This window comes from Telmatospirillum siberiense (assembly GCF_002845745.1).
Lineage (GTDB): Bacteria > Pseudomonadota > Alphaproteobacteria > Rhodospirillales > Magnetospirillaceae > Telmatospirillum > Telmatospirillum siberiense.
In genome coordinates, this window is record NZ_PIUM01000011.1 from 106,599 (window position 1) to 121,622 (window position 15,024).

Below are 15,024 nucleotides of genomic sequence, written 5' to 3' on the forward strand. Positions count from 1 at the left end.
AGGCGTCTTTCGGATCAGCCGGCGGCGGTCAATCGGCGCCGCAGGCATTCGGCCGACGGCCGATGACGGGACGGGAAAATGCCGGTGACACACTCCGCCACCTTGGTGACTTGGTGCCTTGGTGGTTCATCAAAAGCCGGAGCGCACCGGAACGATCAAGAGGACGAAGAGAATCTGGTCGTTTGCCGAATGTCAACAGGCCTTAGCCCATTGAGGGCTCTCGAGCCAATGCGAGCGAAAGCCCAAGGGTTTCGGAGAAACCCACCCGGCGCTTGAGGGCAGCGGTGATCGGTTCCGATCACCGCAACATGGTATGAGTGGGGGCGCTCACCCGCATCCGTGATGCCCCGGAACGCCACTGCGCAAAGTCTTGCGCAGAATGCAAAATATTGCGCGCGCCACCTTTGATGTCCTGACGGGCGGACGATCTGGGGCTTGCGCGGAAAATCCCGGAAAACCCTCAGCGTTTCGGCCGTGCGGTCACTGATCGTAGGTGCTGGCATGGATATTGCGCTATCAGGAAGGCGGACGATGCTTATATAAAATACTGGAATGTTATTAATCTATAGTTATGTACATTTTTGAGTGATTATTATTTTTGTTATTATAACTATTTAATATTTGTTATTTATAATTATTTGTAATTTTTAGATTGTGTATTTTCTATATTCCTCAAGCATTCTGAGAGGGGCAATGACCAAGACCATCACACTTCAATCCGCCGTCGCCATGATCCCCGACGGGGCCGTGGTGATGATCGGCGGCTTCATGGGCTGCGGCACGCCGGACGGCCTGATCGATGAACTGGTCCGCCAGGGCAGGCGGGAGCTGACGGTGATCGCCAATGATACGGCGCGGCCCAACGTCGGAATCGGCAAACTGATTTCGGCGAAACTGGTCCGCCGGGTGATCGCCAGCCATATCGGCACCAATCCGGAAACCCAGGCCCAGATGATCGCCGGCGAGATCGAGGTCGAACTGGTGCCGCAAGGCACCCTGGCCGAACGGGTCCGCGCCGCCGGCTTCGGACTGGGCGCCGTGGTCACCCCGACCGGCGTCGGCACCGTCGTCGAGGAGGGCAAGCGGACCATCGAGATCGACGGCCGGGTCTTCCTGGTCGAGACGCCGATCAAGGCGGATTTCTCCCTGGTCAAGGCCAAGCGCGCCGATTACCGGGGCAATCTGGAATATGCCTTTACCGCCAGGAACTTCAATCCGCTGATCGCCATGGCCGCCGACACCGTGGTGGCCGAGGCCGAGGACGTCGTTCCGGTGGGCGCCATCGCCCCCGATGCCGTGGTGACGCCTTTCGTCGTGGTCGATTACCTGGTGACCAAGGAGACCCGTCATGGATGACAAGACACTGATCGCCAAGCGCGTCGCCCTCGAACTCGAGGACGGCAATCTGGTCAATCTCGGCATCGGCCTGCCGACCCTGGTCGCCCAATATCTGCCGGCCGGCATCGACGTCGCCTTCCAGTCGGAAAACGGCATCATCGGCATGCGGGCCTTGCCCGAGGGCGCCGTGCCGTCGCCGGATCTGACCGATGCGGGCGGCGCCCCCATCGGCGCGCTTCCCGGCGCCTTCGCCTTCGATTCCGCCATGTCCTTCGGCCTGATAAGGGGCGGCCATCTGGATGTCACCGTGCTGGGCGGCCTGCAGGTCGACGAGGCCGGACTGCTGGCCAACTGGATGGTGCCGGGCAAGATGGTGCCCGGCATGGGCGGCGCCATGGATCTGGTTTCCGGGGCTAGGCGGGTCATCGTCGCCATGACCCATACCGCCAAGGGGGCGCCCAAGATCCTCAATCGCTGCACCTTGCCGCTCACCTCGGTCCGCAGCGTCGATCTGATCGTCACCGAACTGGCCGTCATCGAGCCCACCATTGATGGTCTGCTGCTCAAGGAGACCGCCCCTGGCGTCACCGTCGAGCAGGTGGTGGCCGCCACCGAGGCGAAACTCATCATTCCGGCCGATGTTCCGGTCATGCCTCTGGCCATATAGGGGAAAAAGGGCGGGCAAAAGCCCTTCTCCTCTCGCGGGAGAAGGGGGGGATGAAGAGGCATCCCGCCGACAGGCTGAAGCGTCAGCCCTGAAATGACGCGCTTGTTTCTGAATAAACGCTTTAGGGAGGTTCAACGCGCGATGACAAACATGTCCAAGAACGACGGCACCGCTGCCTCGCCCCAGCTCGGCCTGATGGCCCGCTGGGCCATCGGCTTCACCGGCTGGGCCGAACGCTGGTATCCCGATTCCTTCGTCTTCGCCGCCTTGGCGGTCATCGTCGTGGCCGTGGCCGACCTGGCGCTCGGCGCCAAGCCGATGGAGGTCGCGGCGTCTTTCGGTGGCGGATTCTGGACGATGATTCCCTTCACCATGCAGATGACCATCGTCGTCATCTCGGGCTATGTGGTGGCCACCTCGGCGCCGGTGTCGCGCTTCGTCGACACCATCGCCGGCATTCCGAAGACGGCCCGCGGCGCCATCGCCTTCGTCGCCTTCATGAGCATGGCGGCATCGTTCCTCAATTACGCGCTCAGCCTGATCTTCGGCGGATTGCTGGTCCTGGCTTTGGCCCGGCGGACCGATCTCAAGATGGACTACCGCGCCGCCACGGGGGCCGCCTATCTGGGACTGGGGGCCACCTGGGCATTGGGACTCAATTCGTCGGCCGCCCAGTTGCAGGCCAATGCGGCCAGCCTGCCAAAAGCCATTTCCGACATCACCGGGGTCATCCCCTTCAGCCAGACCATCGGCCTTTGGCAATCGATGCTGATGGCCCTGATCATCGTGATCGTCTCGGTGGCCATCTCCTATTTCTCCGCTCCGACGGGCGGGCAGGTGCGCACGGCGGTCGACATGGGTATCGACCTCTCCAGGCCCGTCGAAACCAGGAAGGCCGTCCTGCGGCCCGGAGAATGGCTGGAACAAAGCCCCCTGATCAGCGTGGTGATCGCCCTTCTCGGCATCGGCTTCCTGTGGAGCGAGTTCGCCACCAAGGATCCGCTGACGGCGATTTCCAACCTCAACACCTACAATCTGCTGTTCCTGATCATCGGCCTGCTGCTGCATTGGCGGCTGAGGAATTTCCTGGCCGCCGTGGCCAAGGCGGTGCCTTCGACCGGCGGCATCCTGATCCAGTTTCCGCTCTATGGCGCCGCCGCCGCCCTGCTGACCGGCGTCAAGGGGGGCGACGGCGTCACCATCTCGCACCATCTGGCCAATTTCTTCGTCAATATCGCCTCGGCCGACAGCTTCCCGGTGGTGATCGGCATCTATTCGGCGATCCTGGGCTTCCTGGTGCCGTCCGGCGGCGGCAAATGGATCGTCGAGGCCCCTTACGTGATGCAGGCGGCCAAGGATCTGCATACCCATCTAGGCTGGGCCGTGGAAGTCTATAATGCGGCCGAGGCCCTGCCCAATCTGATCAATCCCTTCTGGATGCTGCCCCTTCTGGGAATCGTCGGCCTGAAGGCCCGGGACGTGGTGGGTTTCACCTTTACCCAGTTCGTCTTCCATGTTCCCGTCGTCTTGTTCCTTCTGTGGCTGCTGGCCAAGACGCTGCCCGTTTGATCCGGGCGGAGGGAGGTGGCGGATGCCGTGGCTCGCTTCAATGACGCTTCACGGCATCCATCTGTAGGTTTTCGAGGAACGGAGAACGAGATCATGTCAGCTATCGTCATTACCGAAGCCGTCCGGACGCCCATCGGCAGTTTTAGTGGCGGACTGGGGTCGCTTTCGGCGCATGCCCTGGGGGAAATCGTCATCCGCGCGGCGCTGGCCCGGGGCAAGGTCGATCCGCAGGAGGTCAGCGAGATCATCTTCGGCCAGGTCCTCACCGCTGCCCAGGGACAAAACCCGGCGCGTCAGGCCGCCGTCAATGCGGGGATTCCGGTCGAGCGCACGGCATTCACCATCAATCAGGTCTGTGGATCGGGGTTGCGCACCGTCGCGCTCGGCTACCAGGCCATCGGAATGGGCGACGCCGAAATCGTTGTTGCCGGCGGCCAGGAAAGCATGAGCCAGTCGATGCATGCGATGCATCTGCGGGGCGGCGTCAAGATGGGGGCGTCGGAGTTCACCGACACCATGATCAAGGATGGCCTGTGGGATGCCTTCAACGGCTACCACATGGGAGTCACGGCGGAAAATGTCGCCAAGAAATGGTCGCTCTCGCGCGAGGACCAGGACGCCTTCGCCGCCGCCTCCCAGCAGAAGGCCGAGGCGGCGATGACGGCCGGTCGTTTCGCCGAGGAAATCGTGCCGGTGACGGTCGCCGGACGCAAGGGCGACACGGTGGTTTCCGTTGACGAACATCCCAAGGCCGGGACGACGGCCGAAACCTTGAGCAAATTGCGCCCCGCCTTCGCCAAGGACGGCACGGTGACCGCCGGCAACGCCTCGGGGATCAATGACGGCGCCGCCGCCCTGGTCCTGATGTCCGCCGAAAACGCCGACCGCCGGGGTATCGAGCCCCTGGCCCGCATCGTCTCCTGGGGCACGGCGGGTGTCGATCCATCGATCATGGGCACGGGGCCGATACCGGCCAGCCGGCTGGCCCTGAAAAAGGCCGGCTGGAGCATCGACGATCTCGACCTGATCGAGGCCAACGAGGCCTTCGCCGCCCAGGCCCTGGCGGTCAACAGGGAGATGGGCTGGGACACCTCGAAGGTGAACGTCAACGGCGGCGCCATCGCCCTCGGCCATCCCATCGGCGCTTCCGGCGCGCGCATCCTGGTGACCCTGCTGCACCAGATGCGCCGGCAGAACGCCAGGAAGGGACTGGCCACCTTGTGCATCGGCGGCGGCATGGGCATCGCGCTCTGTGTCGAGCGCTGAGGGGTGAGGCATAGATCCCTGTAAGCGGGCGGGACTAAAATATGATATTTAGCATATGGCTTGTGAAATCGAAGGTCTCCATCAGCGGTTAAGGATGGAACCGGACGAAGGATAAAAAAAGATGAGCAAGGGAGTGGACTCACCAAGTTTCTTCGTGGTTCCCGCCGCTCGGGATGTCGGTCCTCGATCGGTGTCCCTGGGGCTGGTCCGCGCATTGCAGCGCGAGGGAATCGACGTCGGTTTCATCAAGCCGATCTCCTCGCCCGAGGCGGCCGGCGCCAGGGTCGATCTGGCATGTCATTTCGGGCGTTCCCTCTGCCATTTGGATGTCCCCGAGCCGATCCCCTTCGCCCTGGCCGAGGAGCGGGTCCGGTCCGGTCAGCTTTCCGAGCTGATGGAGGATGTGGTCACGCTCGCCGAAGCCGCGTCGCAGGCTCATGACGTGGTGGTCATCCAGGGCATTCCTCTGGATTTCGAGGCGCAATTGGCTTCGCAGCTCAATATCGCGATGGCCGGTTGCCTGTCCGCCCGCATGGTGGTGGTGGTCAATGCCTTGGGGCGGTCCTGCGAACAGTTGGCGGAGGATGTCGCCGCGGCGGTGCGTCTCTATGGCGACGGTGGACGCAATGGCTTCGCCGGTGTGGTGCTCAACCAGATAGCCGCGGGCGAGGACGGCCGCCGTCTGGTCGCCGGCCTGCGCGCCAAGGGGGATCTGCCCCCCCTATTGGCCTGCGTGCCTTTCGACGCGGGCCTGAGCGCCCCGCGTTTGGCAGACGTGGTGGAGGAATTGGGACTGACGGTGGAACGCGAGGGCAATCTGGCGCAATCGCGGGTCCAGGAAATCGCCGTCGCCGGCAGCGCGGTGGAAAACGCCATCTCCTGGTTGCGGCCCGGGACCCTGCTGGTCACCTCGGGCGATCGCAGCGATATCATTCTGGCCACCGCGCTGGCCTATCTGCGCGGCATCCCGTTGGCGGGGCTGTTGCTGACCTGCGGCCGGCAGCCGGCGCCGCCCATCGCGTCGCTGATTTCGGCTTCGCAGTTGAGCGGCCTGCCGATCCTGCGTTCGGAAAAGGACACCTACGGCACCAGCATCCTGCTGGCGGGCTTGAACCGGCACGTGACGCGCAACGATCCCCAGCGGATGGAACAGGCCATTCAGCAGGTCACCGAATCGACCGATATCGCGCTGTTCAAGGATATCGTCGGCAAGCCCGGCACCTTGCGCCTGACGCCGCCCGCCTTCCGTCACCGGCTGGTGCAAAGCGCTCATATCGCCAACAAGCGCATCGTGCTTCCCGAGGGCGACGAGCCGCGCACCCTGCGCGCGGCGGTGATCTGCCATGAGAAGGGGATCGCTCACTGCGTTCTTCTGGGCGAGCCGGCCCGCATCCGGGAAATCGCCGGCAATCAGGGGCTGACCCTGCCGCCCGACATCGAGATCATCGATGCCATGGCGGTGCGCGAGAACTATGTCGCGCCGCTGGTCGAGATGCGCAAATCCAAGGGGCTGACGCCGCAGCAGGCCCGCGACCAGCTCGAGGACACCGTGGTCCTGGGTACCGTCATGCTGGCGGTGGGCGAGGTCGACGGTCTGGTTTCGGGGGCCGTGCATACGACGGCCAGCACCGTTCGCCCGGCCCTGCAACTGATCAAGACGGCGCCGGGGCAAAGCATCGTCTCCTCGGTATTCTTCATGCTGATGCCCGATCAGGTGCTGGTCTACGGCGACTGCGCCATCAACCCCAACCCGTCGGCCGAGCAGTTGGCCGACATCGCCATCCAGTCAGCCGGTTCCGCCAGGGCCTTCGGCATCGAACCCAGGGTGGCGATGATCTCCTACTCGACCGGTACCTCGGGCGTCGGAGACGACGTCGACAAGGTGCGCGAAGCCACCCGTATCGTCCACGAGAGGTGTCCCGATCTGATGATCGACGGCCCGATCCAGTACGACGCGGCGAGCGTCGAGAGCGTCGGCCGCCAGAAGGCGCCGGAAAGTCTGGTGGCGGGCCGGGCGAACGTCTTCGTTTTTCCCGACCTCAACACCGGCAACACCACCTACAAGGCGGTGCAGCGTTCGGCCAACGTGGTCAGCGTCGGCCCGATGCTGCAGGGCCTGCGCAAGCCGGTGAACGATCTGTCGCGCGGCGCCCTGGTCGACGACATCGTCTACACCATCGCGCTGACGGCGATCCAGGCGAACCAGACCGGTTGATGGGACACCCTTAGCCCCTCTCACCACGATCCTCCTCCCTGACAAAGGGGCGAGGGCGAAAGTGAAAAGGCAACCGCATGTTCCGCGCCTGGTTTCCTTCTACGCTGCGCGCCAAGTTGTTGTTGTTGTCCCTGGTGGTGGTGGCGGTTCCCATCATTACCGCCGGTTATGTCATCGAGATCAAAGGGCGCAATGCCCTGAACGAGGAAAAGCAGGACAAGCTGTTCGGCCTGACTCGTATTCTCGACAGTCAATTGGCCGGCGATTTCGACGGTCTTCTGGCTGACTACCAGGGGAAACCGGACGACCGGGTGGCCAAGATCGCTTACCTTAACGGACGGCTGCGGGCGATCACCGATGCCGTCGCCGATGCCAATCCGGGTGTCGGCGTGGGCTATTATTGCAAAGCCCTGAACGCCATCGTCACCTATGGCCCAAGCCGGGATTACGCCGACAAGGTCGGATTGCCCATTTCTCCGGATCATCCCGGACGGCGGGTCATGACCTCCGGCGAGCCGCTGGTGGAAAGCGGGTTGCTGGTTCGCGGTCATATCATGAACGCCATGTGGCCGATCAGGCGCAACGGCGAGGTGATCGGCTATATCTGGGCCAACGAACTGTCCGACGCCATCGAACGGCAGACCAGTGCGATGGACCATGCCATTTTCGTCATCATTTTTGGCGGAGTCCTTCTGGGCGGGGCCCTCGTCCATGTCATGTCGATTCGCATTTCCCGCGATGTTTCCTGCATCAAGAACGGTCTGGCCACTCTCGGTCTTGATATCCGCAAGCGCATCGCGCCCCTGCCCGGCGAGTTCGGCGAGATTGTCGCGGCCATCAATGCGATGGCCAGGGCATTGGCCGACGCCCGGACCTTGAACGAAAATATCGTCAACAGCGTCGCCGACGGCATCATCGCCGTCGACAACGAAGGGCTGGTGACGTCGATCAATACCGCCGCCCAGCAAATGATGAACGCGCCTTTGGAAACCTCGGTTGGGCAGCCCTATCAATCGCTGTTCCGTCCGGGGGCGAAGTTCACCAGCGTCCTGCTCGACACCCTGCAGACCGGCAAACAATACATCGGTGTCGATCTGGTCCATCCCCTGGCGACCAAGACCCTGCATGTCAGCGCCAGCAGCAGCGTTCTGCTGGACGGCAGCGGCGCGGTGATCGGCGCCGTGGTGGTCATCAAGGATTTGAGTGAAAAATTTCATCTGCAGACCCAGATCATGCGGGCCGACCGCCTGGCCGCCCTGGGTGAGTTGATGGCGGGAATCGCTCATGAAATTCGCAATCCGTTGACGTCGATCCGCGGATTCATGCAGCATCTCGAGAGCAGCGACGACATCGCGGAATGGCAGCTTTACGCCCCCCTGGTGATCCGGCAGGTCGACAGTCTCAACCGCATCATCACCGAACTTCTGGAGTTTGGCCGCTATCGCCCGCCGCGGATCGGTTTTGTCGCCCTGAACGCCTTGATCCGGGAAGTGACCATGTTGGCCGGCAACAAATGGTCGACGGAAATCGCCATGGAGTTGTCGCCGGATGTCCCGCCGATCGAAGCCGATGGCGAAGCCTTGAAGCAGGTCGTGCTCAATCTGGTGCTGAACGCCATTCAGGCGACATCGGAAGGCGGACGGATCATCATTCGGACCGCTTTCCTGCCCCCCGATCAGGTATCGATTTCGGTGAGTGACGATGGGGTCGGCATTGCGCCGGAAGATCTCGAAAAAGTCTTCGATCCCTTCTTCTCGACCAAACCGACCGGGACGGGACTGGGGTTGGCCATGGTCAGGCGGATCATCGACGCCCACGACGGGCATATCGGAATCAACAGCACCTTGGGGCTGGGCACCGAGATCACGCTCAGGCTTCCCCTGAGTCACAAGACATCGGGAGACGAGGCTTGAGAAAGGAAATGCCGACGATGCTGGTGGTCGACGACGACGAGGGAATCAGGCGGTTCCTTTCGGCGATGCTGACCAAGCAGGGCTTTGGCGTGCTTACCGCCGACAACGGGTTCGATGCCGTCGAGATTTTTCGCGCCGAACGGCCGGCGGTGATCCTGATGGATATTCGCATGCCGGGGATGTCGGGTTTGAAGGCGATGTCGGCCATCCACAATCTCGACCGCTCGACGGCGGTGATCCTGATGACCGCCTATGCCGAGGTCGAAACGGCGGTGCAGGCGATCAAGGACGGCGCTTTCGATTACATCATCAAACCCTTCGACATCGCCGAGGTGCTGCTGCTGGTCAAGCGCGCCTTCGAACTGCGCCGGATGCGCGAGGATATCTCGGTCCTGCATCGCGAATTGTCGGAAAGTTTCCGTCTCGATCGCATCCTGACCAATAGCCCGAAGATGATCGAGCTTTGCCAGACCATCACCAAGGTGGCCAAGAGCACGGCCACCGTCCTCGTTTGCGGCGAAAGCGGAACCGGCAAGGAGTTGGTGGCCACGGCGATCCACTACAACAGCGCCCGCGCCGACAAGCCCTTCGTCAAGGTCAATTGCGCGGCCATCCCCGACAGCTTGCTGGAAAGCGAGTTCTTCGGCCATGAGAAGGGGGCCTTCACCGGCGCCTTGGCCCGCCGTCGCGGTCGTTTCGAACAGGCATGCGGCGGGACGCTGTTCCTGGACGAGATCGGCGATATTTCCCCCAGCCTGCAGGTGAAGCTGCTGCGGGTCCTCCAGGAGCGCGAGTTCGAGCGCGTCGGCGGCGGCGACGTGGTGCGGGCGGACGTCCGGGTCATCGTCGCCACCAACAAGAATCTCGAGGAGCTGGTCCGCCAGGGCACCTTTCGGCAGGATCTGTATTTCCGCCTGAACGTGGTGACGATCAAGACCATCGCGCTCCGCGAACGGCCGGAGGACGTGCGTCTGCTGGCCGGCTATTTCCTCCAGAAATTCGCCGCCGAGAACTGCATCGAGATCACCGGCTTCGACGAGGCCGCGATGGACTGCCTGTTGCGTCACGACTGGCCGGGAAATATCCGGGAACTGCGCAACGCCGTCGAGCGGGCGGTGGTGATGAGCACGGGACGCGAGATCGGGCCCGAGGACCTGCCCGAACAGATCCTGCATTCGGCCGGCGAGTTCGAAGGTCTGCCGCGTCCCCCGTTCGACGGCGCCGTGCGCTCCCTGCGCGATCTGGTGCATCGCTACGAGGCCCAGGTCATCACCGAATCCCTGGCGCGCAACGACGGCAACCGGGTGAAAACCGCCCACGATCTGCAGATCAGCCGGCGCTCGCTGCTTTACAAGATCCAGGAACATGGCATCGGGTGAGGGGGGGCGCTCTGCCGGGTCTGGGGTTTGATGAACCACCAAGGCACCAAGACACCAAGGCGTTTCCCGATATATCCGGCCGCGTGGCGGATCCAAGAAGAATGCGCGCCGCAGGCATTCCTTTCTCATCCCACGGATGTCCATCGGGTGAACGGGTGAATGCCTGCGGCGCACTCCATCACCTTGGTGCCTTGGTGTCTTGGTGGTTCAAAATATCCCGGATCGTCTGCTCTCATGCCGCGGTGATTTCCTCCTCGCCATGGGCGCGCAAGGTGTCGAGCAGGCGGCGGCGCATCAGGAGGCCGGGGCGGTCCGACATCATGTGGGCTTCCAGCTTGCGCCCGACGTCCAGCGTGGCGTCGGGATCGGTGGATTCCAGGATCTCCTTGTCCTCCAGGGTGATCTTGGCGTCCCAGTCGATCAGCAACTGCGCCGGGCAGTCCTCCTCCCGGTCGTTGCGATAGAGGATCTGCACCAGTTGGATGCGCTCGTCGTCGATGGGCGTGGCGCAGTTGATGATGATGTGGCGGATGCCGCTCGGATATTCCATGTCCATGCGCCGGCAGAATGGCAGATACCAGTGGTTTTTCATGTCGCGGGTGGTGGTCGGTTCGCTGCTGCCCGTCACCCGATGGGCCTCGGGAGGGTTGAGGATGTCGACGCAGGAAGCGGCGTAGAAGCCCTCGTCCGTTTCGACGATCTCGTATTTCTTCGGTTTCGTCTGGTCGGCGCGTCCGAAGGTGGACCGATGGACGAAGGAGAAATGGGCGTTGTCGAAGGAGTTCTCCATCATGCGCAAGGGCGCCGTCTTCCATTCCTCGTAGAACTGCATGATGCGCCGGTAGCCGGGATCGCGGTCTTCCGGGATGTCGAACAGGTCGGCGATCGGATCGTCAAGGGCCACCCAGGCATAACCATAGCGGGCCATGCAATGATAGGATCGCAGCTTGTGTTTGGGCAGGGCGGTCTCGGCATCCAGTTGCGGAATCCGCACCAGCCGGCCTTCCCCGTCATAGGTCCAGCCGTGATAGCCGCAGACGATCCGGCCTTGTTCGCACCAGCCCTTCGACAGCCGGGCCGTGCGATGGCAGCAGCGGTCCCGAAGCGCGACCGGAGAACCCTCGGCGTCCAGGAACAGGACAATGTCCTCGCCCATCAGGCGGAACGGTTTCGGCCCGTCGGCCAGATGCTCGAGGGGCATCACCGCATACCAGTATTTGCGAAGGGTTTTCTGCCGCGCGGTCAGCATGACGTCGGATTCCTGTTCAGTTGTTCGATTAATACCAACTCTCGGTGATCGAAACCGATCACCGAGCCCTCAATGGGCCAAACCAAGTTTCGATGAGTTATCCTCATCGAAACTTGGTCTAAGAGTGGCACCGTCCTCACGCCGCCAGGCGGCGGACGATGCCGGCCGTCCGATGGGAAAGGGCCGCCAGATCCAGCCCCGGAATGGCGCCGTTCTCGACCACCGTCCGGCCGCCGACCAGCAGATGGCGCAGTTGGGCGTCGCCGCCGGCGACGATCGGCCCGATCAGGGGGTCGTGCAGGCCGGCGTAGCGCGGCCGCGACAGATCGAAGATGGCCAGATCGGCGGTTTTTCCGACTTCGATCGTGCCGATCGTCGGCATGTCGAGGACCCGGGCGCCACCGGCGGTGGCCCAATGCAGAACGTCTTCGGCGCGGACCGCCTGGGCGCCCTTGGCGGCGCGATGCACCAGCCAGGCGCAATGCATTTCGCTGATCATATCGCAGGCTTCGTTGGAGGCCGCCCCGTCGACGGCGAGCGAGACGGGGCCGCCCAACCGGGTCAGGCGGTCGGCCGCGGCGACGCCGGAACCCAGGCGGCAATTGCTTTGCGGGCAGTGGGCCATGCCGGTCCCCGTCTCGGCCAGCAGACGCAGTTCGGACTCGTCCAGATGGACCAGATGGGCGAACCAGACGTCCTTGCCCAGCCAACCGTGGTCGCCGGCCCATTGCACGGGGCGCTTGCCGTACTTTTCCATGCAGAAGTCGACATAGACATGGGTTTCCGAAAGATGGCTGTGCAGCCTGAGCTTCATCGCCCGCGCCGCTTCGGCGATGACGTCCAGTTCCTCGGGGAGCACCGACCAGGGCAGCGTCGTCGGGGCGAAGACGACCCGGCGCATGGACTCGGGCGAGGGGTCGTTGAAGCGGGCCGCCAGATCGCCGACCCGGCGGATCATGCCATCCAGATTTTCCTTCGGCATCGGCTGGGTATGGGGAATGTCGAAGTCGCGTCCCTGGGTGGCGCCGCCGCGGCAAAGAACCAGACGGATGCCCAGACGCTCGGCGACGCGAAAGATGGTGGCGGCGGGATCGAAGCCGTAGTTCTCGGTGAACAGATAATGGTGATCGGCGATGGTGGTCGTGCCGGACAGCAGAAGTTCGGCCAGGCCGACGGTGGCGGCCACCTCCAGGGCGTCCTCGTCCAGTTTGTGCCAATAGCTGAAGGGAACGGTCCGCAACCAGCCCTCCAGCGGCAGATCGATACCGGCCGGGATGCCTTTCAGCACGCTCTGGAACAGGTGATGATGGGTGCTGACCAGGCCCGGATAGACGACCGAGCCCGAGGCGTCGATCACCTGGTCGCCGGGCTCGGGCACCACCGTGCCGACGGCTTTGATCCTGCCTTCGCCGATCCGGATATCGCCTGTCGCCCGTTCGTCGGACCCCGACAGCCCGGTCAGAATGCCGGCGGCGCCGCGGATGACCACATCATTCATTTTTCATGTCCCATACTGCTTTCATGCCAATGTCCCAGCAGAAGCTGCGAGAGCCCCGCCATCGAGACGAAGAGAAGGATGCCGGTCAGCGCGATCAGCACCAGGGCGGCGAACATCCGGGGAATGTCCAGCTGCATGCCCGATTGCAGGATGTCGTAGGCCAGTCCGGCGCCCGGTCCGCCGGTGCCGGCGACGAATTCGGCCACCACCGCGCCGATCAGCGCGAGCCCGCTCGATATGCGCAGGCCCGCCAGGAAATAGGGCAGGGCGCAGGGAATGCGCAGGCGGATCAGCGTTTGCAGACGGCTGGCCTTGTTCATCCGGAAATAGGCCAGCAAGCCCGGATCGACGGTGGACAGGCCGATGGTGGTGTTGGAAATGATCGGGAAGATGGCGATGACCGTGGCGCAGATGGTCAGCGCCACCTGGGTGTTCTTGACCAGGATGATGATCAGGGGCGCGATGGCCACGATGGGCGTCACCTGCAACAGCACGGCGAAGGGATAGAGGCTGATGGCGATGAGCCGGCTCTGGACGAACAGGAAGGCCGTCATGGTGCCCAGCACAATGGCCAGGACGAAGGCCTCGCAGGTGACGGCGAGGGTGCTCAGCAGGGCCCCGAACAGTTCCGGCCATGACCCCGCCAGCTTCAGCGCGATGTCGCTGGGGGCGGGGAACAGATAGACGGGGATTCCCCGCTGCTTGCAGAAGAGCTGCCAGGCGAGAAGGACGAAGAGGCCGAGGCCGACCGGGGCGGCGATGCGGCTGAACAGGGGATGGGTGGCAAGGGGGCGCATTTATCGGTCTCCCCGGCTTTCCAGCGAGGCGGCGTGCAGCATGGCCGAAAGCTCGCGGCAGAGGGCGGCGAAGCGGTCGCTGTTGCGGAAGTCGTCGCCGCGCGGCAGCGGCTCGTCGAGTTCCAACTGGCCGAAGATGCGGCCCGGGTTGGCCGCCATGACGACGATTCGGGTCGACAGGAACACCGCCTCGTAGAGCGAATGAGTGACGAAGACGGTGGTCAGCTTCTTTTCCCAGGACAGCCGGATCAGATCGTCGTCGAGCTTGTTGCGGGTGAATTCGTCGAGAGCGCCGAAGGGTTCGTCCATCAGCAGCAGATCCGGTTCGGTGACCATGGCGCGGGCGATCGAGACGCGCATCCGCATGCCGCCGGACAGTTGGCCGGGGAAATGGCGCCCCTTGCGATCGAGCCCGACCTGGACCAGGGCGGCGTCCACCCGGCGATCGGCTTCCGCCCGGTCGGTTCCCGCCAGATCGAGCGGCAGGCGGACATTGGTCCGGACGCGGGCCCAGGGCATCAGGGTGGGGTCCTGGAAGACGAAAGCGAGGCGCCGGCCGGCCTCGCCGACACGGGAAAAGTTTCCCTGCCACCAGACGATGCGTCCATCGCTGGGTTCGAAGAGATTGGCCACCAGCTTCAGAAGGGTGCTTTTGCCGCAGCCGGAGGGGCCGATCAGGCTGACGAACTCGCCCCGGCGGATCGACAGGTCGATGGGCGCCAGCCCCCGCGTGCCGTCGGGGAAAATTTTTTCCGCCGACAGGATGTCGACGACCGGCAGGTCGAGCGGAGCCCTGGGCGCGACCGGCCGGCAGGGCGAGGCGGCGGGGATCGCTTCGGCGGCGGCGCGCGGTGACGGTTGAGAGGCAGCGGTCATCATGCCCTGGCTCCATGCTTCGATGGACAGCATATGGGATGTCGTGCTGGGTGTGAAAAGCATCAAAATGCGCTAATACTGATGCCTTAAAGGCAGCATAATACCAAGTCTCGATGAGGATGACTCATCGAGACTTGGCTGGCCCGTTGAGGGCCCGCGCCATCGTTGGCGCGAAGCCCAGGGATACGGATGTATCCCGCCCGGCGATTGAGGGCTCGGCGATCGGTTCCGATCGCCGAGAGTTGTATAAGGACATC

11 protein-coding genes are annotated in these 15,024 nt (G+C 63.4%); 7 read left to right on the forward strand and 4 right to left on the reverse strand.

Annotation, left to right across the window (positions count from 1 at the left end; all coding sequences use genetic code 11):
- The first annotated feature begins 693 nt into the window (after window positions 1-693).
- The 7 genes from CWS72_RS11530 (at window position 694) to CWS72_RS11560 (ending at window position 10,347) form a co-directional block, all read left to right on the forward strand.
- Window positions 694-1,356, forward strand: coding sequence for a CoA transferase subunit A (locus CWS72_RS11530; RefSeq protein ID WP_101250757.1), 663 nt, complete (start codon window positions 694-696; stop codon window positions 1,354-1,356).
- Entirely contained in the window at window positions 1,349-2,005 is a 657-nt protein-coding gene (locus CWS72_RS11535) for a 3-oxoacid CoA-transferase subunit B (protein ID WP_101250758.1), read from the forward strand. The genes CWS72_RS11530 and CWS72_RS11535 overlap by 8 nt, the downstream gene beginning before the upstream one ends.
- Window positions 2,006-2,146: 141 nt before the next feature.
- Window positions 2,147-3,574 (forward strand): short-chain fatty acid transporter, encoded by a 1,428-nt coding sequence (locus CWS72_RS11540; protein WP_101250759.1) that lies wholly within the window; start codon window positions 2,147-2,149, stop codon window positions 3,572-3,574.
- A 93-nt stretch (window positions 3,575-3,667) separates the two neighbouring features.
- Window positions 3,668-4,840 (forward strand): acetyl-CoA C-acetyltransferase, encoded by a 1,173-nt coding sequence (locus CWS72_RS11545; protein WP_101250760.1) that lies wholly within the window; start codon window positions 3,668-3,670, stop codon window positions 4,838-4,840.
- Between the two features lie 121 nt (window positions 4,841-4,961).
- Entirely contained in the window at window positions 4,962-7,055 is a 2,094-nt protein-coding gene (pta, locus tag CWS72_RS11550) for a phosphate acetyltransferase (RefSeq protein ID WP_199175643.1), read from the forward strand.
- Between the two features lie 77 nt (window positions 7,056-7,132).
- A complete protein-coding gene (gene atoS, locus CWS72_RS11555) occupies window positions 7,133-8,968 on the forward strand; it encodes a two-component system sensor histidine kinase AtoS (RefSeq protein ID WP_101250761.1) in 1,836 nt (611 codons plus the stop codon).
- On the forward strand, window positions 8,965-10,347 hold the full coding sequence (locus tag CWS72_RS11560; protein ID WP_241911689.1) for a sigma 54-interacting transcriptional regulator: 1,383 nt from the start codon (window positions 8,965-8,967) through the stop codon (window positions 10,345-10,347). The genes atoS and CWS72_RS11560 overlap by 4 nt, the downstream gene beginning before the upstream one ends.
- Window positions 10,348-10,579: 232 nt before the next feature.
- Here the strand turns inward: CWS72_RS11560 and CWS72_RS11565 are convergent, their stop codons facing one another.
- The 4 genes from CWS72_RS11565 to CWS72_RS11580 all read right to left on the reverse strand — a co-directional run bounded on the left by CWS72_RS11565 (window position 10,580) and on the right by CWS72_RS11580 (window position 14,770).
- Window positions 10,580-11,596, reverse strand: coding sequence for an aromatic ring-hydroxylating dioxygenase subunit alpha (locus CWS72_RS11565; protein WP_101250763.1), 1,017 nt, complete (start codon window positions 11,594-11,596; stop codon window positions 10,580-10,582).
- Window positions 11,597-11,732: 136 nt separating this feature from the next.
- Window positions 11,733-13,094 (reverse strand): amidohydrolase family protein, encoded by a 1,362-nt coding sequence (locus CWS72_RS11570; RefSeq protein ID WP_101250764.1) that lies wholly within the window; start codon window positions 13,092-13,094, stop codon window positions 11,733-11,735.
- Window positions 13,091-13,891 (reverse strand): ABC transporter permease, encoded by an 801-nt coding sequence (locus CWS72_RS11575; RefSeq protein WP_101250765.1) that lies wholly within the window; start codon window positions 13,889-13,891, stop codon window positions 13,091-13,093. Before CWS72_RS11575 ends, CWS72_RS11570 begins: the two co-directional genes overlap by 4 nt.
- Window positions 13,892-14,770 carry an ABC transporter ATP-binding protein gene (locus CWS72_RS11580; protein WP_241911690.1) on the reverse strand — a complete coding sequence of 293 codons (879 nt, stop codon included), beginning with the start codon at window positions 14,768-14,770 and terminating at the stop codon, window positions 13,892-13,894. It lies immediately after the preceding gene.
- Between the last annotated feature and the right edge of the window lie 254 nt (window positions 14,771-15,024).

Excerpts from the sequence above, each read along its gene's own strand:
- CWS72_RS11530 (WP_101250757.1), top strand. The coding sequence starts at position 694 with ATGACCAAGACCATCACACTTCAATCCGCCGTCGCCATGATCCCCGAC.
- CWS72_RS11535 (WP_101250758.1), top strand. The coding sequence starts at position 1,349 with ATGGATGACAAGACACTGATCGCCAAGCGCGTCGCCCTCGAACTCGAG.
- CWS72_RS11540 (WP_101250759.1), top strand. The coding sequence starts at position 2,147 with ATGACAAACATGTCCAAGAACGACGGCACCGCTGCCTCGCCCCAGCTC.
- CWS72_RS11545 (WP_101250760.1), top strand. The coding sequence starts at position 3,668 with ATGTCAGCTATCGTCATTACCGAAGCCGTCCGGACGCCCATCGGCAGT.
- pta (WP_199175643.1), top strand. The coding sequence starts at position 4,962 with ATGAGCAAGGGAGTGGACTCACCAAGTTTCTTCGTGGTTCCCGCCGCT.
- atoS (WP_101250761.1), top strand. The coding sequence starts at position 7,133 with ATGTTCCGCGCCTGGTTTCCTTCTACGCTGCGCGCCAAGTTGTTGTTG.
- CWS72_RS11565 (WP_101250763.1), bottom strand. The coding sequence starts at position 11,596 with ATGCTGACCGCGCGGCAGAAAACCCTTCGCAAATACTGGTATGCGGTG.
- CWS72_RS11570 (WP_101250764.1), bottom strand. The coding sequence starts at position 13,094 with ATGAATGATGTGGTCATCCGCGGCGCCGCCGGCATTCTGACCGGGCTG.
- CWS72_RS11575 (WP_101250765.1), bottom strand. The coding sequence starts at position 13,891 with ATGCGCCCCCTTGCCACCCATCCCCTGTTCAGCCGCATCGCCGCCCCG.
- CWS72_RS11580 (WP_241911690.1), bottom strand. The coding sequence starts at position 14,770 with ATGATGACCGCTGCCTCTCAACCGTCACCGCGCGCCGCCGCCGAAGCG.